The sequence below is a fragment of the Sunxiuqinia sp. genome (assembly GCF_055140945.1).
Genome location: NZ_JBSQYS010000005.1, coordinates 131,931 through 155,713 on the forward strand (window position 1 = coordinate 131,931; position 23,783 = coordinate 155,713).

Consider the following 23,783-nt stretch of genomic DNA (forward strand, 5'->3'; position numbering starts at 1 on the left):
AATGAAAAAGCTACTAGTTATAATAATTTGCCTAATCCCACTATTGGGAATGGCACAGAAAAGCCCCGTTGACAAATTGTTTGAAAAGTACGCCAATAAGAAAGGAATGACTACCGTTAACATTAGTGGTGCCCTGCTTGGATTAGCAAGCCAAATGGATAAAAACTCGCCCGAAGGAAATCTCCTGGCAGATTTAGATGGAGTCAGGATTTTAGCAGTCGATGATGATGACCTCAATAAGTCACTGGATTTCTACAAAGAACTTGAAAATGATGGGTTCTTCAAAAATCATGACTATCAGGTTTTAATGGAAGTGACAGAAGAAGACGAAGTTGTCCGGTTTTTCGGTCGTGATGCAGGTGCTGGTAAGTTCTCTGAGTTACTTCTGGTTGTGGGAGGTGATGACAATGCTTTGATTAGTATTCGGGGATTGATTGACCCTGAAAATATTGGTAAGATTACAGGAGCGCTGAATATTAAATACTGATTTGGATGAAGGTCGGAAAATTTACCGGCTATCATTCAGTCATCATGAAACGGTTATTGACTACCGCATAGCACAGAATGCAAACATTAGACTGATCTGAAGGAGTAAATTAGATCACCCATATCGGCCGCAATCCGGTTATTTAAGAAGTATGAAAATAGAATAAACCCAACGGGCTGAAACGCTATTTCAAAAAATATTCGCAATAAAAAAGGGAGGTGTACCTCCCTTTTTTATTATTTCTCTATGATACGTAATTTACACAGCATCACCTAATTCAGCACCTGGTTTGAATTTTACAACTTTCTTTTCAGGAATCTCGATTGGAGCACCTGATTGAGGATTTCTTCCAGTTCTGGCACTACGAGTAGCTACAGAGAAAGATCCAAATCCGATCAATGCAACACGATCTCCATTTTTTAAGGCGTCAGTAGTAGATTCTACAAAAGCATCCAAGGCTTTTTTAGCATCCGCTTTAGTTAGATCAGCTTTTTCAGCAATTGCGTCAATTAATTGAGCTTTGTTCATAAGAAAACTTGTTTAGGGTTAAAAAAAATAAACTATTTAGAAATTATATAATTAACATATTTGTATCTAAAACATCACTAAGAAGAAATTCACTTTTCTAAAACATCAGTAAAATCAATGCTTTCAAAAGCTTAATTTTTACGCTTTATAAAATTCTAAAATATGATTCAATTATGCAACCTTTATTGAAGTTTTTTTTTTTGCTAATTCTAAGTTTTTTTTTGCAATAATTTTTGAGTTTTAAAAAAATCCTCTACTTTTGCCGCCACATCAAAGGAGAGATGGCAGAGTGGTCGAATGCGGCGGTCTTGAAAACCGTTGATCTTCACGGATCCGGGGGTTCGAATCCCTCTCTCTCCGCCAACACACAAAAAGCTGCAAGTCAAACACTTGCAGCTTTTTATTTTATATTACTTCCTGTTATTAAAAACTCTTCTCATTCCATGCTATCTTCTCAATTTTTGATCGACAAATAGCTTTTTCATAGACACAAAAGACAGTTATCAATAAAACGGAACAGTTAAAAAAGGGACGATCGACTCCAGAAAAACGATACTATTGAGCCATTTTCTCTTCTTTAAAACATGAAATTATAATCAATCTCCTTCGATTAAGGCTCGATTAAAGGTAGATCCTCGCGTTTAAAGGATGAATAATTTAGCTTAGACTACCTAATTATCCCTTTCGACCTATACTTTTCGATGAAATATTGATCGGGATCATCAGAATCTTTATACTTTTTTCTCAGTTCAGTCAACTTCATTTTCATTTCGGCTACAACATCTGCCTATTCAGGGTCATTATAAACACGATTCAATTCATAAGGATCTTTCAAGATCAGTTTAAAAATCCGGTGGAGTAAATCTTTTTATAATCATTGCTTTATAATTTTTTGTGCCGATAAATGAAATCACATCAAAGTGTTTGAGATGAATTCTGAACGAACACATGAACAGTTTTTGAATAAAATTAAAGAAATGCACCCTGAATTAACCTCAAAAGACCTACGGCTGTGTGCTTACCTTCGAATGAATTTATCATCAAAGGAAATCGCTCCATTACTACGCATATCAGTTCGAGGAGTCGAAAATCATCGATATCGGGTTCGTAAAAAAAATGAAACTCGAACACGACGAAAAATTAATAGATTTGATTTTAGAGCTTTAAAACGAGTGAAATATTTTTATCGAATCAGCTCAGTTTTTCTAGGTAGTTTTTCAAGAATTACTATATTTGCACTCGCATTCAAATACGGGTGTAGCTCAGTTGGTAGAGCACTGGTCTCCAAAACCAGGTGTCGGGCGTTCGAGTCGCTCCTCCCGTGCAAAAGAGTTGTTCTGTTGAACAGCTCTTTTTTGCTTTCGGCAATTACTACCAGACTCTTCGATATAACGTAAAAACCCCTTATATTTGCCCAAATCTTTTACCGATTACCATGACTGTAGATTTATTTGTTCCCTGCTTTATTGACCAGCTTTATCCGGAAACCGCCTTTAACATGATCAAATTGCTTAAAAAGGCCGGAGTTGCAGTAGAATACAATCCTGAGCAAACCTGTTGCGGACAGCCAGCCTATAATAGTGGATATTGGAACGAATCTAAAAATCTAGCTCATAAGTTTGTAAAAGACTTCCCAGGCGACCGTCTTATTGTTAGTCCGTCGGCATCATGCACCGGATTTATCAAAAATTACTATGGAGACCTCTTCAATAAAGAGGATTTGGATTATGAATATCATTTAAAACTAAAAGAGCGGCTTTTTGAACTCACTGATTTTTTAGTGAATGAGCTGAAATATATCGATTTTGGAGCAAGCTTCCCACATAAAGTTTGCTACCACGACGCCTGTACAGCTCTTCGGGAATATGGTATAAAAAGAGAACCTCGCTTATTGCTTTCTAAAGTAAAAGGACTAGAACTGGTTGAAATGGAGGATACAGATACTTGTTGTGGTTTCGGTGGTACTTTTGTAACCAAATTCAAAGCCATTTCGGCGGCTATGACTGAACAAAAAGTTGAACATGCATTGAATACCGGAGCAGAGTATATTATCTCTACCGAATCATCTTGTTTATTAAATATTGAAAGCTATATCAAAAAAAACAAACTACCTATAAAACCTATCCATATAGCTGATATTCTGGCAAGTGGCTGGAGCAGTCAATAAAACTGTAACGCAAACGGAAATTCAAGCCAAAAAAAACATTACTGATTTCCATAACATTTTCAATTTCACTGCGTAAATCTATATTCAAGCGATTCTTTGTTATAGTGACTATATACCTATAATTCTGACGTCTCTGATTTCTTGATTGCAGGTTCGATCTTCTTAATGCGTGGTAATGGAAGCTATACTGTGATCATTGAAGAATCACGCCAGTTATTCGTTTTATTCTTAGTTCATCAAAATGAAAGTAAAAATTAAATCAAACAAAGTTCCGTTTATTAATGAAAGTCATATTGACACCAGTTATCTAAAAAAAGCAAAAAGAAAACAGTATAAACCTTTCCCTGCAAGCGATGGATTGCATTGCAAAGGAAACCGCTTTGATTATGTTGTTGAGTGGGAAATCCCCAAAGAAACAGATCGGGAATTCTCTTAATAACCAAACAAAAAGACATTGGTTTGAATTTCAGCTGTAGTTATCGCAAAATAAACATCATGTCTGATCATTCGAACTAGTTTCTAAAGGTGTTTTTTTCAAACTAAACGGAAAAACCCAGCAAAAACAGAAAAAATTGTTTTTACTGGGTTTTCTTTTTTGTCGGGATGACAAGATTTGAATACTGTGCTGTTTTTAACTGTATATCAAAAGGTTATACCGCTACGAAAAAACCAGGTCACCTTATAGTTCACATGTATTAGAACACATTCAATATGACGAAGTTAAGGCATTTTTTTGAAAGAATAAAAGGAAATTGGACATAAATTTCAGAAGGGATATTTTGTCTCAAAAATGACTATTTTTTGTCTCAAAATGGCTAATTAAGATTTCATTATTTTGTAAAATAGTGTCTGTTTTTTTAAAGAAATTGTGCATTCACAAAACCGATCTATTCTCTCAGGCATGAACAGGTAATAACCGCAAACATCCGGTTTATTTTAACCATCAGCCTTTAAAAACCTTATTTCTATTCCCAAAGCTTATACCTTTTCGGGTATAAAGAGGCTAATGTAAACAAATACTATACCCGATATGGTATAATTTCAAAATAATTTATTAAACTTATACCCGAAAAGGTATAAATTATGAGATTAAATGATTTTATAAAAGAGAAGCGAGGGGCTGTCAGGTTGACCCAACCCGAACTGGCGGAAAAGGCAGGGGTAGGTTTACGGTTTATCCGCGACCTGGAACAAGGAAAAGAAACCCTGCGCCTGGACAAAGTGAACCAAGTACTTAAATTGTTTGGCTACGAAGTTGGCCCGGTTGAAATCAGAAAGGATGAATGATGGCAAAAAGGAAAGCTGAAATAAAGATGAACGACCGGCTGGCTGGCTGGCTGGTTCAGGACGAGGAGGGCTACCATTTTCAATACGACAAAAATTACCTGAATTCTGATCCCCCTCAAGCCATAAGCCTTACTTTACCTTTGCAGGAAGCCGAATTTACTTCCAAAATCATGTTCCCCTTTTTTGATGGCCTGATTCCTGAAGGATGGCTGCTGGACATTGCCGAAAGGAACTGGAAGTTAAACCCCCGTGACCGGATGGGGCTTTTGATGGCCTGTTGCAAAGATTGTATCGGGGCTGTGAGTGTTATCCCTGCAAACGAAGAAAATGCGTAAGAACATGAACTGTCTCTATTGTTATAAGCCATTGGCCAAAAACGAACAGGATTTCCATGCACCGTGCAGCAAAAAGATGTTTGGACAGACAGTTCCTCCGGTTTTGCCCTATCAAGAAAATGAACTGGAAAAGCTGGCGGAACAAGTTTTAGAAAGCCAGACCACTGTAACCGGGGTACAGGCCAAGCTTTCGCTTCACCTGGCTCCCGGGGGCCACCGGGACACACCCAAACGGTTTACAATTGTTGGACTATGGGGCGGTTACATATTGAAACCTCCAAGCCCCAACTATCCACACTTGCCGGAAGTGGAAGACCTGACCATGCACCTGGCAAGCCTGGCTAAAATCAACGTAGTCCCACACAGCCTGATACGTATGCAGTCAGGGAACCTGGCTTATATTACCAAACGGATCGACCGGGTAAAAAAAGGCAAGCTTCACATGGAAGATATGTGCCAGTTGACCGAACGGCTGACTGAAGAAAAATACAACGGGAGCTATGAACAAATCGGGAAAGCGATCATGAAATACTCGTCCACTCCTGGTCTGGATGTCGTTAACTTTTGTGAGCTGGTCCTGTTCTCTTTCTTAACCGGAAATGCCGATATGCACCTAAAGAACTTTTCACTGATCCATCAGCCGGGAGTGGGCACTGTACTTACCCCTGCTTATGACCTTCTGGCAACAGCATTGGTCAATCCTGCAGATGACGAGGATATGGCCTTGACCCTGAACGGCAAAAAGAAAAAAATCAAGCGGAACGACTTTAAAGCTGCCTTCACAACTCTTCACCTTGATGCAAAACAGCAGGAAAATATCTTCAAAAAGATGGGGAAAAGTAAATCCAAATGGATGGATTTGATCGATGATAGTTTTCTGGCCGGTGATTTCAAGGATAGCTATAAAGAGCTGGTTGAAGCAAGGTTTGAAAGGGTGTTGTAGCAGCAAGTCATGGCATAGATTTGCGTTCACAAAACCAAAACGTTCACGCAAGCGTGAACAGACAATGACCGTGAACAAAGAATTGGGGCCAGAATATTCTAACCGAAGCATTCAATTTAAACCGTTTCCAGATTCTTTCAAGTGGAATATGAAAAATTTTATTTATTCCTATCGTCATATTTTCAGTGTCCACGAAAGGTAGACGGATTTATGGAGCAAAGACAAATATTTTTGATTTGGCTTGAAAAGTAAACAAATATGTTTACTTTTGTATGGAAAGGGGTAAGAATAATGAATACAAATATCTCTATTATCAAAGGAATACATCCTGGAATAATTCTGGACCGGGAACTCAAAAAGAGGAGACTGTCAAAAAAACAGTTTGCGAAATCAATTGACGAGTTTCCCCAAACCTTGGGAGCAATTACTAAAGGGAAACGAAGAATCAACCCTTCTTTGTCTGTTAGGATAGGAGAAAAACTGCGTATTGATGAGAGCTATTTCATGATTCTGCAGGCCTATTATGATATCGAACAGGAAAAGAGAAAACAACAGAAAGGCCATCACCCTGATCTGTCAAAAATACGGCCGGTGGTATTTTGGGATACCAATACAGATAAAATGGATTGGATAAAATATAAGCCAAGCATTATCAAGCGTGTTTTTGAGCGGGGCAATGAACAGGAAAAACAGGAAATTGTCCGCTTTTATGGGAAGGATGAAGTTTCCAGGATTTTAGAACGATCAAAGGATCTGTTGCCTGGCTGAAATACTACAAAGAAGAATAACAATCCTTTTATACATGTCTCTAAAATTATACTATAATACAGTAAATCCCTTACTTCTCTCTACTTTAAAATCATTAATGGGTTCAGCAGTTTTCAACCCATTCCGACTGGTTGGGGGAACTGCCTTAAGCCTGCTAATGGGACACCGGCAATCTGTGGATATTGACTTATTTACGGATTCAGAATACGGTGCGATAAACTTCGAAACCATTGATAAATATCTAAGAGCAAATTTTTCATACGTCGATACGATTGATTCAAAAATCGTCGGATTTGGGAAATCTTATTTTATCGGTGAATCAAAGGATCAGGCTATCAAACTCGATTTATTTTACACTGACTCCTTTATCCGAGAAATATTAAAATTGGATGGGATTCGTCTTGCCGATGCTGATGATATTGTGGCAATGAAAATAGATGTCGTGAGCCGGGGAGCCCGGAAAAAGGACTTTTGGGATTTGCATGAGCTTCTCGAACATTATAGCATAGATCAGATGCTAAAACTCCATGAAGAACGCTATCCGTATGGGCACAATGAAAAGGAAATCCTAGCCAATTTTTCAAACTTTGAACAAGCAGACACTGATTTTGACCCCATTTGTTTAAAAGGTAAATATTGGGAGGTGATCAAACTTGATATTTTGGAAGCTTTGGAAAAGAAAAAATAAAAGCACATGAGGATCAATAAACAAACTGCCAGAATCTCAATTCCAGTATGGTGCGATTGGTAGAGGGAGAGCTGACCAAGTATGACGGATGGTGTCATTAATTTCAATTCCAGTATGGTGCGATTGGTAGTTAAATCCGTTTGCAGGAAATCTAACAATTAATATTGTATTTCAATTCCAGTATGGTGCGATTGGTAGGTATATACCAGATGCCCCGAGTGACGGCAGTAAATAATTTCAATTCCAGTATGGTGCGATTGGTAGACAATTACCCGTTTGATCTTGACATTCATTATGAAATTTCAATTCCAGTATGGTGCGATTGGTAGATAGGAAGCACGAACGAAGTATTAATAACTTCCGGATTTCAATTCCAGTATGGTGCGATTGGTAGAAATCAATGGATAGAATTAACTCGGAATTCATATATTTCAATTCCAGTATGGTGCGATTGGTAGCGCCAATATTTTTATATCATGATGTTCCTAATTGATTTCAATTCCAGTATGGTGCGATTGGTAGCCAACGTCCCGTTTGTTGCATGTGCAACGGTAACAAATTTCAATTCCAGTATGGTGCGATTGGTAGAAAGTAATTGGGTTTGAACCAGATTGAGCTTGCTGATTTCAATTCCAGTATGGTGCGATTGGTAGATAAAAATAGAATAGCATGAACACAAGGAAAAACAATTTCAATTCCAGTATGGTGCGATTGGTAGAAAAATCATCAACTTTTTTTTAAAATCAAAAAAACAATTTCAATTCCAGTATGGTGCGATTGGTAGGGAACGTCTCAAAGTGGGAGCAATATTGTATATATATTTCAATTCCAGTATGGTGCGATTGGTAGAGGATATAATGAACTTGCAGATGAATCTTATATAATTTCAATTCCAGTATGGTGCGATTGGTAGCCAATACCACTGGTTTGTGGTAAGCAAAGAAACCGAATTTCAATTCCAGTATGGTGCGATTGGTAGGCAGAATCGAATAGTCTTTACCAGGTTATAATCAACATTTCAATTCCAGTATGGTGCGATTGGTAGCAACTGAAAAAGTAGCATCATGAAAGAAATCTACATTTCAATTCCAGTATGGTGCGATTGGTAGGTAATCCTTGTCATCGTGCTCCATTGACAGTTTGAATTTCAATTCCAGTATGGTGCGATTGGTAGCCCTAAGCGTATTTTGTCCGATTTGCCTGTTCCCATTTCAATTCCAGTATGGTGCGATTGGTAGAATCAAACCAGAGTATCAAAATCTGAATCACTTGGAAATTTCAATTCCAGTATGGTGCGATTGGTAGTGATTCATGTCTACTGAGTCGTACTCCGTATCAAATTTCAATTCCAGTATGGTGCGATTGGTAGTCACATCGACGAAGACAACTACAAAGTGAACTCCCATTTCAATTCCAGTATGGTGCGATTGGTAGTGCTTTCCACGTAGCTGTCTGTGTTAATGACGGGTTATTTCAATTCCAGTATGGTGCGATTGGTAGAAAATGCTTTGTTTGCCTGAATTTTTTATCTACGGAATTTCAATTCCAGTATGGTGCGATTGGTAGGCTAAAAAAGGCGAATGAAGACATTGAAAGTTACAAAATTTCAATTCCAGTATGGTGCGATTGGTAGTAAACGACTTTTAGCGCACGGCTAATTGTTTACAAATTTCAATTCCAGTATGGTGCGATTGGTAGCTGTTTCATGTTCTTTTAGCATTTTTGCTTCGCCATTTCAATTCCAGTATGGTGCGATTGGTAGAAGATTGGGGAAAGAATAATCTCGCCCCAATCTTATTTCAATTCCAGTATGGTGCGATTGGTAGTATACAATTTCTTGTATTGTTACGCTTCCCGTTCTATTATTTCAATTCCAGTATGGTGCGATTGGTAGCAGAGAAGGATAAGTTCAGAGGATATAAATTATCAGCATTTCAATTCCAGTATGGTGCGATTGGTAGTCGTTCGACGACTCAAAAAAATATATTCATATTCAATAGATTAACTTTCTCAAATATCGGATTTTTTAATGAAAAGATTGTCGATCCCCCTGAAGGTATTTTTCCCGGGGGATCGACAAATATATATAAATCGCTTATTTTCAAGATGTCAAAGAACCTGACTTTCTTTATTTTTCCCTTTTCTATGGTAGAAAACCTACTCAGGAAAGCCATCGACAACTTTTGCTACAGAAAAGTGTCCAGGTTTTGGCGTTCATGGCCAACAACTTCTTTATCCAGCCATTTCTCCTGGCGGGTTTTAAAGATAATTAAACTGTCCGTTTCCTCATCCATCAGCAGCATGGCTTCCTGTTTCAACTCCAGGAGCTTCACTTCCGAAATTTCACCTTCAAAAACCGAATTCTGTATCCAGTTCAAATATCTCCGGCAAAGTTTCAACATCTTACCCACACGCTTTTCCCCAATATCATAAACTGCTATTACATACATTACCACCACATTTTAAAAGGTTTGTATTCTTCGATGCCCAGTAGATGCTTCTGTATTTTGTAACACTCCAATTTGATCAGGTGTTTGTAGCTCACCGAGCGGTTTAGCGAGCGGTGTTTAATGGTTTCTCCCAGTCGGTCTTCAAAGGCCTGGACAACTGTTTTCTTTCCATTTGGCTTCAGCGTCACCCGGTTTAACTGTTCTTCGAAATGATAGGGCTGTACCATCTTTTTGTTCATCACTTTAAAAATAATCCGGTCGACCAGTAATGGTTTGAAAATCTCAGCCAAATCAAGCGACAAAGAGAACCGACGATCGCCCGGCTCATGCAGAAAACTGATGGTCGGATTCAACTGGGTTTGGTGGATAGCCCGCAAACACTGACTGTAGCACATCATATTACCAAATGAAATCAATGCATTCACTTCGTTTTGTGGAGGACGGTAGCTCCGACCATTCATGTTAAAATCATTAATGATCAGTTCGAAGGCTTCATAATAGTTCTTGCGGATATTCCCTTCAATGCCCATCAACTCATCAATGGCAGTGGTCGAAGAAATTTTACCGGCCAGTTTTTCAATCATTTCAATAATTGGTTCCAGGTCTTTTCCCCTGTTGTTATAGTATTTTAGGTTCTTCACCATATTGAAACTGGCACCATTCAAAATCCGTTGTGCCAAATCGATCCGTGCTTTTTTGTTTTGCTGGCATTTAACTTGTGCGATCAGCATTTTACCGGAAATCAGAGCCTCACGAGGCATAAACGAACCGGTGTAGTTTTCGTAATAATCGAAAAAGTGAATGGGGATTTGCTCCTGCCCAAGAAAATTATAGGTCGCCGAATTGGCATCCAGGTTTCCAAAACAATACAGTTCGCCCACATTCTCCACCGGAAGGAAGCGGGGTTTTTGCTCGTTGCCTTCCTCATCGTAAGGCGTAAACTTCAGAGTATTGTCGCGGCGTTGAAGACGTCCCGGATTAAATAGGTAATACGTTTTTTTCATAAGTCACCCTCCCCGCTCCAGCAAAAATCAAAGTAGCTGCAATTTTTACACTTCGTTTTTTGAATACGCCCCGGGCACTGGTCTCCATGAATGACCTTTTCAATCTTTTCGAGCATTTCTCCAATCGCTTCCCGGTCGGGGATGGTAAGCAATACTTCGTCGGTTTTGTGCAGGCGCGGGTATTCCAGTAAGCCGGTGGCGCCAGTTACACCATTTTGTTCCAGAACATACAAATAGTATTTCACCTGCCATTCGTGCGCCTCCTCGTGCTTGTCCGATTTTTTGATTTCATGCACTACCTTGTTTTTCGCGTCGAAGTAATCGATTTTGATCCCATCAATCGCGATCTCCTGGTATTTCTCACTGCGGCGGGGATACGAAGTTTCGTGCAACAGTTTGCCTTCGTAAACCAAATCGGAGGTCGATTCCATATTAATGCCATTGGCAAACAACCACAATTTGCGGTGACAGATCAGGTAATAATTGAAATGGGTTCCGGTGGTTTGCATGGATTGAAATGATTGAATAGAGATTGAATTTTAGATTGAATAAAGATTGGGGAGATTGATTATGATGGCGAGTGGTCGTTGGGATCCGGGTCATCGTCCGGCTCGTCGTCGTTTTCGATTTTATCGCGGGCATCCCAAATATCTTCCAGTTGTTCGAGATCCGGCAGAAGGCTATCCACATCGAAATCGAAGTCGAAGTCGCCAGTGGCATCACGTTCTTCGTCATATTTCATCTGTGCCTCAACCTCTTTGCAGGTGGTGCAATAGCCGGGGAATGGGCAGTGTTCAACCTCATAATCACAAAACTCAATATGGTTCTCGCCAAACGAAAGTGGAACATGTTCTTCGCTCCAAAAATCGCGGATAAACGGGTAGCGAAGGTGTCCCGGCAGGGTTGCCGGAAAGTCAAGCACAAAATGAAAATACTGCAACAATTTTTCCAATTCAACAGCCAGCAAAGCCCGCTGTTCAATGGCCAATTTTTCAGAAGGCGGAAGTTGTTCCGCCCCAATACCCGTGATTTGTGCGATGGGCTGTTTTTCGCCTTCAATGTATTGCTCCACAAACGACATGTCTTCGAGTTCCAATTCATTGTCAGGATCAGCTTCCGACTCTTCCCAGAGGCTATGCGGCGGCTTCAAATTCCAGGTCGCCTTGTGGATGTCGTCAATGAGTTGTTCGATGTAGCGTTGCATGGTATTTCGTTTATAAACCTTCAAGGGTTATGTGTTGATGTAGTTTATTCTTTCCCTTGTCCCTCCTTATTTTTCTCGATAAAATAGGGTTTCGAAGAGCTTTCGATGGCCCGGATGGCAATGTCTTTAACGCTGGTTTCGGCGGTCATAGCTTTTTGCGAAAGTTCTTTAATGGTCGTTTCCAGGTCTTTTATTTTTGCGTTTAGGGTACCGATAATCTGGTCTTTCAGTTTCAGCTCGCCAATAGTTTCTTTTTCCTTCAGTTCTTTTTCGAAGCCAAACTGGGTTTCAAGTCTTTCCGAAACAGATTTTGTTGCAGCCGTTACCGCTTTTTCGAGTTCGGTTGGGAAAGCGGAATTTTTTATCCTGAGATCTTTTAATTCGGCTTCGGCTTCCTGAATTTTCGTTTCGCGTTCGGCAAATTCTTTTTCGAATGCAGCTTTTTTGTCGGCCAGTTCTTTTTCGAGTTTTTGTTTCTTTTCTTCGTACTGGTCGGTCTCTTTCTTTCGGGTGATTTTCAGATTGTACTGGTATTCTTCGTCTTCGCGGGCCTGGCTCTTTTTCTGTTCGTCACGGGCTTCTTTGGTCTGTGCGGCATAAAGCTCCTGTTCTTTTTTCCATTGCGCCCGTTTGTCCGACATTTCAAGGTCAACCCGTTCTTTTTCAGTTCTTATCTTCTCTTCGAACTCTGCTTTCCGGGTGGCCATTTCCTGTTCAAACTGCTCTTTCTTCTCCTTTTGGGCAAGCAGCATGGCCGCAAGCGAATCGGTGCTGGCCGACAGTTGGTACAGGTCTTCCAACTGCTGTTTTTCGATTTTTATGGCTTGCTGCAGCTCTTCAAATTTCCGGAATTCCGAAACAAAGTTCTCGCTTAATTTATCGAGCGCCGCCGAAAGTCCTACTTTCAGCCCCGATACTTCTTTTACAATACCTTCGTTGCTCAATGCCGCTGCATTTTTCACAACGGTTTCCTGTTTTTGTTGTTCCTGAACTTTTTTTGGTTCGTTGGTTTTCTTCTCCTGAACTTTTTTCATCAACTCGTCGTAAGCGGCGAGGATTTCGTTTTTTGTGTTTTTTGTACTGATTACAGGTTTCATTGTCTACTGCTTTAAATAAGATAATAAGTAATCGACTTTAATTATTGCGATAATCGTCACCAGTATTTCTTCTTCTGTTTCAGGAAGGTCAATACTGCCCACAACCGAGTTTAATGCTTCAATTCTGTCGATATCGTTTCCCTTTGCCGCAGCAAAAGCATGCATGGTCAGGAAATAGTATTTTTCGATTGGATGGATGGTTTCCCTGTCGGGAAAGAATATTTCCAACTTAAGCGGGTATTCGGGACTTCCTTTTAAGTTGTGGTTTGAGATGACTTGTTCTGTAACCCATAATACCCTGATCAGCGGATAATCTGGATACTTCAGTGCATATTCATCAAGTTTATGGTGGTATTTGGGCGATTCTTTTGCCTGTAGCAGAGTTAGTTCAAGAAAATAAACACACGGCAGGCCATTGGCTGTTTTTCCGAATATCTTCAGTTCTTTTGCTGCTTGTTTCGGATTTTCTGCTATCAGTTTATATATTTCGATGAAACGGTTTTTCGCTTCTTCTGAAACAGGTTGGTCTTCAGGCCTGATGCCCAGCAACTGATCGGGGATCTCATCTTCTTCGGTTTCGATATCCAGATCTTCGAAATATTCATCGTAGATTTGATTGTGCAAGTCAACATCAATGAGGTCGTCCACAATGGAGTCGGTCAGCACGATAAAACGTTTACCTTCTTCTTCTGTCAGGCTTTCGAGCCGGGAGCTAAGGTTGAGGAACAATTCTCTTTTTTCAGCAGCCGGCATTTCCTCAAATTCATCTTCGTCAAAATCGTCATCAAAAATATCTTCGTCAAAAATATCTTCATCTTCTTCCAGTAGCACCGAATAATTGTCCGGTTCGGCGGTCTTTTCCAATTGGGCAATAATTTTCTTCACTTTTACTTCGTCGTCAAAAGGGCCTTGTACGTAAGTTGGACGTCCATTCAATCCACATTCAATTTCTATGAGCTCGATGTCGTCGGTATCTTCTTCGATCATAAACCGGGTGATCGAGGTAAAATCTTTGTGTGGTTTAAAACCATACTCTTCGGCATATTCGAGCCCGGCATATATGATATTGTGGGCCAGAACATAATCAATCTCAATCATGGTCATATGTTCCTCTATCTTTTCAATATGTTCGCGATACGCATGAATGGGGGCGTTGAACATGTAATCGGTGTCTTTAATTCCCAGGCACATGAGGTCAACTAAATAAAAACACACAGTAATATTACCATTGGTGTGTTGCCGGGCAACCGATAGTTGCGCCATTTTCGATTCTTCCCACTCTTCGTTGATCCTGCATTCGTAAACGGGCAATGTGCGCGCCTTTTTGCGGATGTAGTTTTCCGGGCTTAACATCTGCACCACCTTGCCTTTGTTCTTATTTGCCATACCTTGAATTTTTTAAATGATGACCAAAAGTACTTTTTAAACCTTTTCGCCGAAAATGAAGTTCGATTATTTGGTTGAAAAAGTTACTTTCTACCGAATAGACCCTGAAGGTTTTGAAAACCTTCAAGGTCTAGGAAAATTAAAATATTATTGCTTCACTACTGCTTTCTTCCAAATCCAACTGCAATCCCAATTCATCGTCGTATTTGCGGTCGATGAGGTAGTAGGATTGTTCTTTGATCTCTTCTTTTCGAAGCAGCTGAAACATCGCGATGGATTCCTTCATAATATTGTTGAATTTAAATGAATATACTAGTATCAATTTTTCCTGAGTCAAAACCATATTCGGGTGAATAGCACAGCTTCCAATTCAATAGAAACTTAAATCCATATTTACTTCTTTCGGGATCAAGCATATCTGCTATCGAATCAAGTTGCTTTTTATAAACAGAAATGCAGAATTGCGACATTATACTTCCCAATTTCTTCATTTCTATTTTCTTCAAAACAAAATCGTCAATCTCACAACGAATAAGGTGTTCGTAAAAATCGAATACTTTTGAACCATCTACATTTTCTCCGTAGTCGGTTAGAACGTCCATTCTCTCCAAATCTGTTCTATTCTCGAAAAATGAAACAGGAATAGAAATCGGAATAAATAGCTGCTGGCTGTCATTATCCTCAATCAATTTGAATTCAGCATGAAGTTTTGAAAAATTGAAATCTTTGAAGTACTGGTAATAGCTATTGGCTGCATGAAAAATATTCTTCATATTCCTTGATTTCTCTTCAAATACCTTTTCATACAAGGCATGAAATTGCTTCTTTACCAATATCTCTTTATAGTCATCGAAAATATCTTTGTCCGTTTGCTGTACTTTATAACGAAAGTCTGAGCCGTAAACAATACTGGTTTTATCACAATCGAACAAATAGACAACGCAATTATCTTTTGAAGCGTTGCGATTGATACGGCCAGCCAATTGTTCATCGCTATCAATAAGCGAGCGATCCTTAAATCCCAAATCCATATCGATATCAACACCAGCTTCAACAACCTGAGTTGATACAACAATAACTTTTGAATACTCTTGTTCCTTTATTGAATTGATGATTTGCTTTCTTCTGAATTCCAAAATATCGCCAGAAAGCAAAAGAATTTTATAATCTTCAAAACGTCTGTCCTTATTAATAATTCTGAAAAACAATGCCGCAGTTTTCTTGGTGATGAATTCCATTAAAACCTTAACCTTCTCTTCGTTGGATACCGTGAATTGCTCTGCTTTATCAATCATGAAATCCGACAACTCAGAAAGATAGTTTTCTTTCTCATCATTATTGGGTCTGTTTTTATTAGCCAAGGTAAAGTCAAATGAAACTCGACCTGCAAAATTGAGGTTTGTAAAATACTGTTCCCGATTTGAAATGAGCGAAATAAAAGTTCCTTTTAGATTCTCATGCAACGCATCAATTTTCGGAAGAGTTGCCGACATGATTAAAATCCGAATATTTAACAATTGAGTATAGTTAGCAAGGAAATAGACAATCTTATCCCAATGCTCTGGATTATACGTTTGAATTTCGTCAATGACTACCACCGAATTGCACAATCGATGTAACAGGTAATTACTCTCTTTTTCATTTCCTTTTAAAATATCGAAAAACCGGACATGCGACATTAGCGCAATCGGGTAATTCACAAACAAGTTATCGAGAAATAACCGTTTCTCATTTCCGTAAGCGCCATCAGCTTTTTCATGAAATCCAGCCTTGGAGTGTAGTTGAATAATGGTATTGTTATCAATCTCTAAAGTTTCTTTTATCGATTTAAATGTCTGGGTGATTAAAGTTGTAAAAGGAAAAACGTAGAATACTTTATTTAATGAAGAATCAACATTCATTAGCTCGGTAGCAAATGCCAGCGATAGATTTGTTTTTCCCGAGCCGGTTGGAGCTTCAAGATAAAAGCATCTGTTTTCAGAATGTTTTCTTAAATTCAAAATCATTTCGGCAGTAAGCTTTTGCCTCAGAATATTCAAATTTTTATTATTCCGTTCATTCAGTCTCTCAAAAGGAAAAGATTGGTAATGCTCCAAACTTGAGTAGAGGTCTTTATTGTATGGCTTTACAGTTTTAAACCGTTCGACCAGACTTTCCTTTTCTTTGCTGCTCAAAATGCCGAATTCATTAACTTTTATTTTTGTCATGAACTCGTTGGTTGCATAGAAATCAGAAGCGGTTAATAAAGAATAGAGTAGTTTGGTTGTTGCAAACAGATTAAAATAGATTTCTGGTTTGTCCCCAGCAAGTTTGTTGAATCCTTCTAATATCTTTTTTGCACTTAAAAAGAAATTTTGACCAAAGCTTTTATCAAATTGGAAACTGTAAGTCTTAAAAAATGAAAAACAATCATCAACTTGTTGCTCATCGAATTCAAATGACAAATCAATAGTCGAATTATGATGCTTAACGATAGCACTAGAGAAAAGAAGAACTATAAAATACAAAAGCAATTTTTCTTCCGAACTAAATTTTTCGTTTTCAAATATCCTTTTTAGAAAAACATTTGCATACAGATAAGATCCTAAAAACGAATGGTACGATTGGATTGAAAGATTCTTTTCTTGGATAAACAATTCGTTCTCCATTTTTAAAATCTGAAAGTTTGGATTTACCTTACCCAAATCATGATATATAATTGCTGCCAGAAAAGATTCTTTAAAGAGGTTTCTAAATTCTTCGTGATTCTTAACTGGTATATTTTGATTAAGTTCTTCAATTACAGAATCAATTACAACCTCAACACCATGAGCATCAACTAACATCAGGCAATAATCTGAAACCAACTTTGAGTGTTCAAAAAGAGTTTCCTTTTCCTTTTTGTCGTGCGACAAATGGGCAAAGTAAGTCTTTTGAGGCTCCTCAAAAAGCATTAAAAGATTCTCCGAATAATCTTTAAAACATTTGGATGATTTCATTACTCGACAATTTGTACAATGAATGCTTGCTCGGTAATTTGTAATTCTGCTTTAACTGCCAGTTCGTAAAAGTAAAATCTTCATATTCATACTGGAATAACTTTGTAGTTTCATAGGATACAGGTAATCTTTCGAAATACAAGTATTCTTTTCCAGCGAAAGAAGACATATCCAATTGAAAAATAGGATCGTACTTACCTTCTTTGATAGTTTCTTCTTTAATAAAAAGGCTGTCTATTCGGAAAATGCCTTCTGGTTTAAATATTTCATATTCATATTCCTCGAAATTATCCCACCACAACGAGAATTCATTTTTACCTAAGTAGGGAAGATATTCTGCTTTATTTTCTTTAAGGAAGTTGTAAAGTTTAGCCTCTGTCTCATTCTCTATGTCAAGCATAATCCAACACTTAAAGGCAGGAGCTACCAATGCTTGTTCTGTTATCATCAGATTGCCACCCTCCTCTTCGCTTGCTAGTCCCGTTGTATTGTTGTATTTGATAATTGTTTTGGAAAAGTTTCCATTCTCGTGGTAGGTTTTCCCATTTTCTTCCAATGGGGCAATTGATACTTTTAAGCCTTTAAGCTTTTTGTAGTATTCTGGCATTTCTCCATGTTTCTGAAAACCTTTTTCGCCAATAATTGCTCCAAGGATTCCCAGTAAAGAGGGTTTGTGAAGCATATTAAAGGTCAGATAAATCGGATCATTGGTGTCAGGTTTTTTCAAGAACCCAAAATCCGATTTAATATTGATTGAAACTATTTTTTCCATACTGCGGTTGTTTTAAACCTGTCAGGTTTAGATGAATCTACAAACTTTTTATAGATGCGTTTTGAGGCACATTTTTTACTTCAATAGATGCCTGATTTAAACTGATTTCGACGGATTCGATTTCTGCGACATTTGCTTCAATGGCTATTTTCAATTCACTTAAATCAAGTTGTACCTTACCATCAAACTTTTCTTTTTCCATCTTCATTAATTGTGTGAAGTTTGGAAGAACAAGCTTGGACTCTGGTTTTAATGTAACCCAAACCAATAACTCATTTTCGCAACCGGCTTTGGCAGCCGAATCGTAGTAAGTGACACCTTTTTGCAATGCCTCTTTCAGCTTTGCAATATCATCAGTAGAAAGCTCCTTTGCATCTTTTCCTGCAAGCATTGTAATATCTTCTAGGTTTTTAGGATTCACCGAGAAGTGATGCAAGTAATGGCCTTCGTGCAAACGGCTTTGGCGGCCAAGGGTTGTAGCTGCATTATCTTCACTTTTCTCATTAGGATTACGAAATGGAGACATTATCTGTTCAGAATAGAAATTGTTCTGGTGCCAGATATTTACACCATGGGTAATTTGAACTGGACCATGTACAGAAATGGCAACATTGTTTGTCTTTGATTTTTTCGCGAATGTTGCTCCAAATAAACGAATATCAATGCAGTTCAGAAGATCTTTAGCAATAATTTTTTTGTCCTTTTCATCCTTATGCTCAGGGAAAGCAGTTGCAAATGCATCATCCAAACTATAGGGAATGAAATCTTCATTGAACCGTTTGAAATAGAAAACTTTTTCTGTAATATAATTTTCCTTCAAAAAATTCTTAACAGCATATTTTAATGCTTTGTCCGTTGCATAAACAACACCATTAGGTAAAGTTCGGGGTTGTCCCGAAAAGTCAGCATTGTAATTTGCATTAACTGCTTTTATAATTGCTGCTCCAAAAATTCTTTTTGAATAAGTCATGTCAATTAGTTTTAAAGGTTATTATTTTTCTTTTTTAAATATCGATTCAGAGAAATAGCCTGCCAAAATCATTGGTAAGTGTTCCTTCATGTTTGAGTTATTGGGGAAATATCCCATAACCTCACTGAACAGTTTATCGAACTCATATTTGTTTGGATACAATGCGAACTTGTATTTATACATATTGAATGTACTAGCAACTGCTTGCTTAAACAGCATAGGTTCAGTTTTCTGCAAGAATGGTTCAAGCAGTGCGTGTGAACGGTTTGCCGATTCACTTTGAATCAATAGTTTCCAAATTACCTGCCCAGCTGAAAAAGCGAATTCATCATCGGTTTCGATGTGAAGCGATTCGGTTTGGGCAATTTCCCGAAGCTTCGTTTGTAACTCAACGGTTTTGTTTGCCATACTATTTGTTTTAAAGTTGTTATCGAAAATTGGTTGTAAACCAAACCAAAGGCTTAGTTTCTTTCGTATTTGTATTGTTTTTTTTAATTCGTCATCATGCCTAAGATCATCAAAAATGGAGTCCCGAAACATTTCATCTATCATTGTCATGGTTATTTCATGCTGCTTCGATTTGTATATGAAATCATACCAAGCTTTCCTGTACTTATATAGTAAATTGTAGATTGCATCAGTTAGTCCGTAATCAGGTTTAATCTCAAGGTCGTCGAAATATTTTATCCACAGTGAACCTGCCTTCGTTTCTTGAACCAACTGTTTGTTGAAAATGGGATTAACAATTTGAAATTGAAAATCAAAAACATTATGCTCTTGACTGTTAAAATAGGCTCTTGGTTCAAGTCCAAACAACTCTTTGATCATAAAATCCTCATCTGTTCTATTCTTCAAGGTGTAATTAAATACAGGAACAAAATCCAAGTCTATAATTTGTCCTTTCTGGACAAACAAAAGATAAAAGTTTTGGAGATTGCTTCTTCGAAGATTCAAAAGCGATCGAATAATTTCGGAATAACCGGCAATGCCATCAGCATTAAATAGTTTAACAACATCAGCATTCAGGTTTGCTTCATTCCGGTCAACAAAAATAGGAAGGGGATTTGGTAATTGCTTATTTTGACTCAATTGGTAAAATTTCCAAATTAATTGAGCATCCTCACTATGAATTTTATAGTTGTATTTAAAACTGGCCGATTGATGTTGCAAGAAGCGTTTTTTATCATTAAACGAACTCAGTCTATCACTAATTCCAAACACAACTTCTTGAAATGTTGTGTTATAATCAGCCTTATTAAAAACATTTTGTCCTAGATACTTTTGGTATGGGATTTTATACTCTTCGAGCGAAGGTGATTTCAAATATAATACGATAGCAAAGGCATCTTTCAGATTGTTGTATTCTATCTGCTCTAACAGATTCCAAAAGTTATTTGTCAAATAACTTTTAAAACCCTCAAACCAGATCTTCGGCTGTCCTTCTTCAACGAACTCTTCGGCTTTATTTAAATACTGTTTGGTTAGTTCATTAAGAATGCCATCTTTTCCAATACTAGCAAGGTTTTTATCTATTATTTTCTTTGTGCATCCAACTGCAAACGGAGAACAGGTAACATTGAAAATTTTCTTGTTTGGATTAAATATTTTTGCAGCGGAGACTGGCTTTGATGCTTGCAGAATCATGCGACATCGGTTAAAAAATGGAGAAATGTCCTCCTTCTTCGTAAATAGGCCAATGTCCTCCTTCGAGATATCACCATTTTCATCAACATTTCTCAGAATATATTTACCATCTTGAAGGCCAATATCAAGAGCAACGTAAATACCTTCTTTGAGCTTGGCTCCATCTTCAAACAAATCGGAAGCTTGTTCTTCAAGTGTTTCCACAAATTGGCAAATTTCTTTAATCATATTATTGTAGTATTATTAATAAAAAAACCTTTTAACTTTTTCAAAATATGATGAATCAATAAAATAATCCTTAAAAAGTTGGTCTTCAAAAATTATCAACTGAATCTGATCATCACTAAATCCTTGACTTTTAAGAGTGCTAATTCTCTTCCCTACATATTCAATAACTTTTTCTAAAGTCATAAGGTTAAATTCGAAATTTTGATATATTTCTTTCATAGAAAAAGATTTCTACAAAGCTATATTCAAATTTGGAGATATGCAAGCCCAAAATATATAAGTTTAAAACAACGTATTCTTTGCTGCTTCTTTTTCATGTTAAAAACATTAACTTTGGTCTGACATCTAAACGCATTTTAAAACACATCAATAATAGCTGTTGTTTTATTTTCCAATCGTACCATTCTGGATTTGAAACAAATAGATAAGTGTAAAACAAATTACGCTATTACTGATTGGCCAGAGTTGAAATTTTCGGCTCTGGCTTTTTTAGTTTTGCAGACCTACTCTTTAGGTATTTCTGAACTTTCGCAGTCAATCGTGTTGTTGGTTTGTTTCATATTGTTGGTGTTTTTCATTTTTATTACATGACTTCCAGTACCTCGCACCACCCAAATCCCATTGAGTTTTTTTCACCAGCTCCACAGGATAAAATCAATTGATGAATTTTTTGATTTGCTGTGAGTGTAAAATCAAACACAAAACCTCGCACCTTGCTTTGTTGCAAGGTGTAAGGTTTTATGGTAATCAGTTTTGATTTGGGCTTACTTTTCAGCTGGAACTGTAATTTCAAATTCTCCGATAAATCCGTTCCAACTGGCAAACTCAGGTGTTTTGTCCGCAAATGATTTAGAAACAGTTCTTCGTAGCCATTGTCGTCAGGCGAAAGGTATTGCGCATATTTGTCCTGTTCACCTTTCAAACTAATGACCACTGGCGAAATGGCCCGGTAACTCATCTCGGTCTGAATGATGGGCTCGGGCAGGCGTTCAATTTGTGCAACGCTTAAGTCCAATCCGTTAAACTGATCGCCAATATAGGCCTGTTGGTTATTGAACAGCCCAATGATAAATTTTTCAGCGGCATCACCGAGCTGAAAGGAAACCTTCAGGGTGATTTGGTCATTCTGAATTTCAAATAGACTTTTTTCTTTCCATAATTTGGGTTTGCCAAAATCAAGCGGAGAGTAATTAAAGAGCTTGAAACGCCGATGTCCCAAAGGATAACCTTCGGCATGTAAAAAACTGGCAAAATCCCGGTCTGCCTTTCCCAGAATTTTGTATATCCAGGCACTCAGGTAATACTGGTAGTCCATTGGAAGCATGCGCTGCCTCCCGGTACGATTGAATGTAATTTTAAATCTCATAAGGATACGATTCTATATTTCAATTATGCTTTGAAACGTTTCAGTTTTACTTTTCGAAGACCAATTTCGAACATGAAACTGTCAACGAATGTCAGTTAAACTATTTTTTACTTTTTCTTTTAAAAAATCGGTGAATTCTTTCGGCTCAACAACCTGCACCTCGTTGCAAAGCCCCAGTGCAAAACGGCCAACCCCTTCGAAACTGCAAACTGGTGCGTCGAACAGAAACTGATTGTCGTTTATCGGCTCAATGTATTCTTCGGCCAATGGGTATTCTTCTTTCAACAATTCACAAGCGCGGATAGAAAGCATCATTTTCACCTGGATTTGCAGGTTTGCACTGATCCTGAAAACATCCATTGGGAGCATGTTGTGTTTGTCTCCGTTATCCCAGGGCTCGTCCAGTACTTGCACCGAACCAATCCGCGTATTCTTAAAAGTTTTGCATGTTTGGTCTTCGGTATCAAACGCCCAGGTAGCAATATAATTCGTTGTGAAGTTAAAAGGCTCGACCACCCGGTCTTTCATCTCGTTGCTGTTGGCAGAGAAGTAACCGCGAAGAATGACCTTCTTTTTGCTTTTTATCGCATGCATGAGCTGATGGATGTTTTCTGAATGCTCCCATTTGACAATGGTATTGGCCACCCTGCCAAAATCATATAAGGCATAGAGCTTTTTGACCAGGTTTTGTTTCAAGAGGTTTTCATCGCTAATCGAGTGAATGGCTTTTTGCAGGATCACCGCTTCTTCTTTTGAAAAATGGAGCAACTCGCTTATTTCCCTGAAATAGGGAGAATCCTTGTCAATGTAGTACAAGCCTTCTTTTGGTTTGGGAATGATGAAGCCTGCTTCGCGAAAAGCCTGGATGTACCTGAAAGCCGTCCGATCGGAAATATCAAATCGTCTGGAAATTTCAGAAAGGCTCCGCCTGATCCCGCTGGAAAGGTAAATAATGATCTCCAGCATGCGTCGTAGTTTCTGTTGTTCGTTCATTATTGGGTGTCAGGTAAGCAATAATTGATTCTTGAAACATAAAATTACGATTTCAAAACAGTAAACCACAAAATATTTTAGAAAAATTAAATATGTTTATCAACAACTATCACAGCACTTTTACCCAGCTATGAAAACGAAAAATTGATGAAAGATCAATACATCAAAACCGTTTTCCCTTTCTTTTTCTTGCTTTTAATTTGCTCTTTCTGTTGTTCTGTAATCCTTGTCCGGAAACTTGAATCTGTATTTGTCGGATCAGCTCCTTTAAAATCAGCGGCTTCAAAATTTTGGCAGGTATTTCCATCTTTTCAGAAAGCTCCATTTTAGCTGCGTATTTCTGTTTCTCATTCAAATAAAACCTCGGCCGCTCCCCAAAATCTGACAGGTTCATCGGATGCCGGATTACTGCTCCATTCTCATCGGTCACAAAAACCAGATGCCCCCTCCCCGCTTTTCTGATTTCCACCTGAAAGAATCCTAAGGCC

Annotated in this window: 24 protein-coding genes, 2 tRNA genes and 1 CRISPR repeat array; of the genes, 10 read left to right on the forward strand and 16 right to left on the reverse strand. The window is 38.1% G+C overall.

Going from position 1 to position 23,783, the window contains the following annotated elements; genetic code table 11:
- The first annotated feature begins 1 nt into the window (after position 1).
- The gene (locus ACTB00_RS03575) at positions 2–487 is read left to right on the forward strand and encodes a DUF4252 domain-containing protein (protein ID WP_463298574.1); all 486 of its coding nucleotides are present in this window, start codon (positions 2–4) and stop codon (positions 485–487) included.
- Between the two features lie 258 nt (positions 488–745).
- On the opposite strand, the gene ACTB00_RS03580 is transcribed toward ACTB00_RS03575, so the two are convergent.
- Positions 746–1,015 (reverse strand): HU family DNA-binding protein, encoded by a 270-nt coding sequence (locus tag ACTB00_RS03580; protein ID WP_159522655.1) that lies wholly within the window; start codon positions 1,013–1,015, stop codon positions 746–748.
- Between the two features lie 275 nt (positions 1,016–1,290).
- Here ACTB00_RS03580 and ACTB00_RS03585 point away from each other — a divergent pair.
- The 9 genes from ACTB00_RS03585 to ACTB00_RS03625 all read left to right on the forward strand — a co-directional run bounded on the left by ACTB00_RS03585 (position 1,291) and on the right by ACTB00_RS03625 (position 7,203).
- A tRNA-Ser gene (locus ACTB00_RS03585) sits at positions 1,291–1,378 on the forward strand.
- Between the two features lie 888 nt (positions 1,379–2,266).
- A tRNA-Trp gene (locus ACTB00_RS03590) sits at positions 2,267–2,339 on the forward strand.
- Between the two features lie 111 nt (positions 2,340–2,450).
- On the forward strand, positions 2,451–3,182 hold the full coding sequence (locus ACTB00_RS03595) for a (Fe-S)-binding protein (RefSeq protein ID WP_463298575.1): 732 nt from the start codon (positions 2,451–2,453) through the stop codon (positions 3,180–3,182).
- Positions 3,183–3,423: 241 nt separating this feature from the next.
- Positions 3,424–3,618, forward strand: coding sequence for a hypothetical protein (locus ACTB00_RS03600; protein WP_463298576.1), 195 nt, complete (start codon positions 3,424–3,426; stop codon positions 3,616–3,618).
- A 647-nt stretch (positions 3,619–4,265) separates the two neighbouring features.
- Entirely contained in the window at positions 4,266–4,469 is a 204-nt protein-coding gene (locus tag ACTB00_RS03605; protein WP_463298578.1) for a helix-turn-helix transcriptional regulator, read from the forward strand.
- Positions 4,469–4,804 (forward strand): HipA N-terminal domain-containing protein, encoded by a 336-nt coding sequence (locus ACTB00_RS03610; protein ID WP_463298579.1) that lies wholly within the window; start codon positions 4,469–4,471, stop codon positions 4,802–4,804. Before ACTB00_RS03605 ends, ACTB00_RS03610 begins: the two co-directional genes overlap by 1 nt.
- A 76-nt stretch (positions 4,805–4,880) precedes the next feature.
- The gene (locus ACTB00_RS03615) at positions 4,881–5,747 is read left to right on the forward strand and encodes a HipA domain-containing protein (RefSeq protein ID WP_463298580.1); all 867 of its coding nucleotides are present in this window, start codon (positions 4,881–4,883) and stop codon (positions 5,745–5,747) included.
- A gap of 291 nt (positions 5,748–6,038) precedes the next feature.
- Positions 6,039–6,515 (forward strand): helix-turn-helix transcriptional regulator, encoded by a 477-nt coding sequence (locus tag ACTB00_RS03620; RefSeq protein ID WP_463298581.1) that lies wholly within the window; start codon positions 6,039–6,041, stop codon positions 6,513–6,515.
- Between the two features lie 34 nt (positions 6,516–6,549).
- Entirely contained in the window at positions 6,550–7,203 is a 654-nt protein-coding gene (locus ACTB00_RS03625; protein WP_463298582.1) for a nucleotidyl transferase AbiEii/AbiGii toxin family protein, read from the forward strand.
- A gap of 33 nt (positions 7,204–7,236) precedes the next feature.
- Positions 7,237–9,164: a CRISPR direct-repeat array (repeat unit 30 nt; unit sequence ATTTCAATTCCAGTATGGTGCGATTGGTAG).
- Between the two features lie 225 nt (positions 9,165–9,389).
- Here ACTB00_RS03625 and cas2 read toward each other — a convergent pair.
- The 15 genes from cas2 to ACTB00_RS03700 all read right to left on the reverse strand — a co-directional run.
- The gene (cas2, locus tag ACTB00_RS03630; protein ID WP_463298583.1) at positions 9,390–9,653 is read right to left on the reverse strand and encodes a CRISPR-associated endonuclease Cas2; all 264 of its coding nucleotides are present in this window, start codon (positions 9,651–9,653) and stop codon (positions 9,390–9,392) included.
- Positions 9,653–10,657 (reverse strand): type I-B CRISPR-associated endonuclease Cas1b, encoded by a 1,005-nt coding sequence (cas1b, locus tag ACTB00_RS03635; protein WP_463298584.1) that lies wholly within the window; start codon positions 10,655–10,657, stop codon positions 9,653–9,655. Before cas1b ends, cas2 begins: the two co-directional genes overlap by 1 nt.
- Positions 10,654–11,166: a CRISPR-associated protein Cas4 gene (gene cas4 / locus ACTB00_RS03640; protein WP_463298585.1), complete on the reverse strand. Its 513-nt coding sequence runs from the start codon at positions 11,164–11,166 to the stop codon at positions 10,654–10,656. Before cas4 ends, cas1b begins: the two co-directional genes overlap by 4 nt.
- 59 nt (positions 11,167–11,225) lie before the next feature.
- The gene (locus ACTB00_RS03645) at positions 11,226–11,861 is read right to left on the reverse strand and encodes a hypothetical protein (RefSeq protein ID WP_463298586.1); all 636 of its coding nucleotides are present in this window, start codon (positions 11,859–11,861) and stop codon (positions 11,226–11,228) included.
- A 44-nt stretch (positions 11,862–11,905) separates the two neighbouring features.
- Positions 11,906–12,958 (reverse strand): hypothetical protein, encoded by a 1,053-nt coding sequence (locus tag ACTB00_RS03650; RefSeq protein WP_463298587.1) that lies wholly within the window; start codon positions 12,956–12,958, stop codon positions 11,906–11,908.
- A 3-nt stretch (positions 12,959–12,961) separates the two neighbouring features.
- A complete protein-coding gene (locus tag ACTB00_RS03655) occupies positions 12,962–14,344 on the reverse strand; it encodes a hypothetical protein (RefSeq protein ID WP_463298588.1) in 1,383 nt (460 codons plus the stop codon).
- 139 nt (positions 14,345–14,483) lie between these two features.
- Entirely contained in the window at positions 14,484–14,630 is a 147-nt protein-coding gene (locus ACTB00_RS03660) for a hypothetical protein (protein WP_463298589.1), read from the reverse strand.
- Positions 14,631–14,643: 13 nt separating this feature from the next.
- Positions 14,644–17,322 carry a CRISPR-associated helicase Cas3' gene (gene cas3, locus ACTB00_RS03665; RefSeq protein WP_463298590.1) on the reverse strand — a complete coding sequence of 893 codons (2,679 nt, stop codon included), beginning with the start codon at positions 17,320–17,322 and terminating at the stop codon, positions 14,644–14,646.
- Positions 17,300–18,094, reverse strand: coding sequence for a type I-B CRISPR-associated protein Cas5 (locus ACTB00_RS03670; RefSeq protein WP_463298591.1), 795 nt, complete (start codon positions 18,092–18,094; stop codon positions 17,300–17,302). The genes cas3 and ACTB00_RS03670 overlap by 23 nt, the downstream gene beginning before the upstream one ends.
- Before the next feature lie 37 nt (positions 18,095–18,131).
- The gene (locus ACTB00_RS03675) at positions 18,132–19,064 is read right to left on the reverse strand and encodes a type I CRISPR-associated protein Cas7 (protein ID WP_463298592.1); all 933 of its coding nucleotides are present in this window, start codon (positions 19,062–19,064) and stop codon (positions 18,132–18,134) included.
- Between the two features lie 21 nt (positions 19,065–19,085).
- Positions 19,086–20,936 (reverse strand): hypothetical protein, encoded by a 1,851-nt coding sequence (locus ACTB00_RS03680; protein ID WP_463298593.1) that lies wholly within the window; start codon positions 20,934–20,936, stop codon positions 19,086–19,088.
- 15 nt (positions 20,937–20,951) lie between these two features.
- On the reverse strand, positions 20,952–21,155 hold the full coding sequence (locus tag ACTB00_RS03685; protein WP_463298594.1) for a hypothetical protein: 204 nt from the start codon (positions 21,153–21,155) through the stop codon (positions 20,952–20,954).
- 364 nt (positions 21,156–21,519) lie between these two features.
- Positions 21,520–22,302, reverse strand: coding sequence for a CRISPR-associated endoribonuclease Cas6 (gene cas6, locus ACTB00_RS03690; RefSeq protein WP_463298595.1), 783 nt, complete (start codon positions 22,300–22,302; stop codon positions 21,520–21,522).
- Between the two features lie 81 nt (positions 22,303–22,383).
- A complete protein-coding gene (locus ACTB00_RS03695) occupies positions 22,384–23,295 on the reverse strand; it encodes a helix-turn-helix transcriptional regulator (RefSeq protein ID WP_463298596.1) in 912 nt (303 codons plus the stop codon).
- 163 nt (positions 23,296–23,458) lie between these two features.
- On the reverse strand, positions 23,459–23,783 hold a 325-nt coding region (locus ACTB00_RS03700; RefSeq protein ID WP_463298597.1), incomplete at its 5' end, for a hypothetical protein.

Coding starts and splice junctions, on each gene's coding strand:
- ACTB00_RS03575 (WP_463298574.1), top strand. CDS start 2: ATGAAAAAGCTACTAGTTATAATAATTTGCCTAATCCCACTATTGGGA.
- ACTB00_RS03580 (WP_159522655.1), bottom strand. CDS start 1,015: ATGAACAAAGCTCAATTAATTGACGCAATTGCTGAAAAAGCTGATCTA.
- ACTB00_RS03595 (WP_463298575.1), top strand. CDS start 2,451: ATGACTGTAGATTTATTTGTTCCCTGCTTTATTGACCAGCTTTATCCG.
- ACTB00_RS03600 (WP_463298576.1), top strand. CDS start 3,424: ATGAAAGTAAAAATTAAATCAAACAAAGTTCCGTTTATTAATGAAAGT.
- ACTB00_RS03605 (WP_463298578.1), top strand. CDS start 4,266: ATGAGATTAAATGATTTTATAAAAGAGAAGCGAGGGGCTGTCAGGTTG.
- ACTB00_RS03610 (WP_463298579.1), top strand. CDS start 4,469: ATGGCAAAAAGGAAAGCTGAAATAAAGATGAACGACCGGCTGGCTGGC.
- ACTB00_RS03615 (WP_463298580.1), top strand. CDS start 4,881: ATGTTTGGACAGACAGTTCCTCCGGTTTTGCCCTATCAAGAAAATGAA.
- ACTB00_RS03620 (WP_463298581.1), top strand. CDS start 6,039: ATGAATACAAATATCTCTATTATCAAAGGAATACATCCTGGAATAATT.
- ACTB00_RS03625 (WP_463298582.1), top strand. CDS start 6,550: ATGTCTCTAAAATTATACTATAATACAGTAAATCCCTTACTTCTCTCT.
- cas2 (WP_463298583.1), bottom strand. CDS start 9,653: ATGTATGTAATAGCAGTTTATGATATTGGGGAAAAGCGTGTGGGTAAG.
- cas1b (WP_463298584.1), bottom strand. CDS start 10,657: ATGAAAAAAACGTATTACCTATTTAATCCGGGACGTCTTCAACGCCGC.
- cas4 (WP_463298585.1), bottom strand. CDS start 11,166: ATGCAAACCACCGGAACCCATTTCAATTATTACCTGATCTGTCACCGC.
- ACTB00_RS03645 (WP_463298586.1), bottom strand. CDS start 11,861: ATGCAACGCTACATCGAACAACTCATTGACGACATCCACAAGGCGACC.
- ACTB00_RS03650 (WP_463298587.1), bottom strand. CDS start 12,958: ATGAAACCTGTAATCAGTACAAAAAACACAAAAAACGAAATCCTCGCC.
- ACTB00_RS03655 (WP_463298588.1), bottom strand. CDS start 14,344: ATGGCAAATAAGAACAAAGGCAAGGTGGTGCAGATGTTAAGCCCGGAA.
- ACTB00_RS03660 (WP_463298589.1), bottom strand. CDS start 14,630: ATGAAGGAATCCATCGCGATGTTTCAGCTGCTTCGAAAAGAAGAGATC.
- cas3 (WP_463298590.1), bottom strand. CDS start 17,322: ATGAAATCATCCAAATGTTTTAAAGATTATTCGGAGAATCTTTTAATG.
- ACTB00_RS03670 (WP_463298591.1), bottom strand. CDS start 18,094: ATGGAAAAAATAGTTTCAATCAATATTAAATCGGATTTTGGGTTCTTG.
- ACTB00_RS03675 (WP_463298592.1), bottom strand. CDS start 19,064: ATGACTTATTCAAAAAGAATTTTTGGAGCAGCAATTATAAAAGCAGTT.
- ACTB00_RS03680 (WP_463298593.1), bottom strand. CDS start 20,936: ATGATTAAAGAAATTTGCCAATTTGTGGAAACACTTGAAGAACAAGCT.
- ACTB00_RS03685 (WP_463298594.1), bottom strand. CDS start 21,155: ATGAAAGAAATATATCAAAATTTCGAATTTAACCTTATGACTTTAGAA.
- cas6 (WP_463298595.1), bottom strand. CDS start 22,302: ATGAGATTTAAAATTACATTCAATCGTACCGGGAGGCAGCGCATGCTT.
- ACTB00_RS03695 (WP_463298596.1), bottom strand. CDS start 23,295: ATGAACGAACAACAGAAACTACGACGCATGCTGGAGATCATTATTTAC.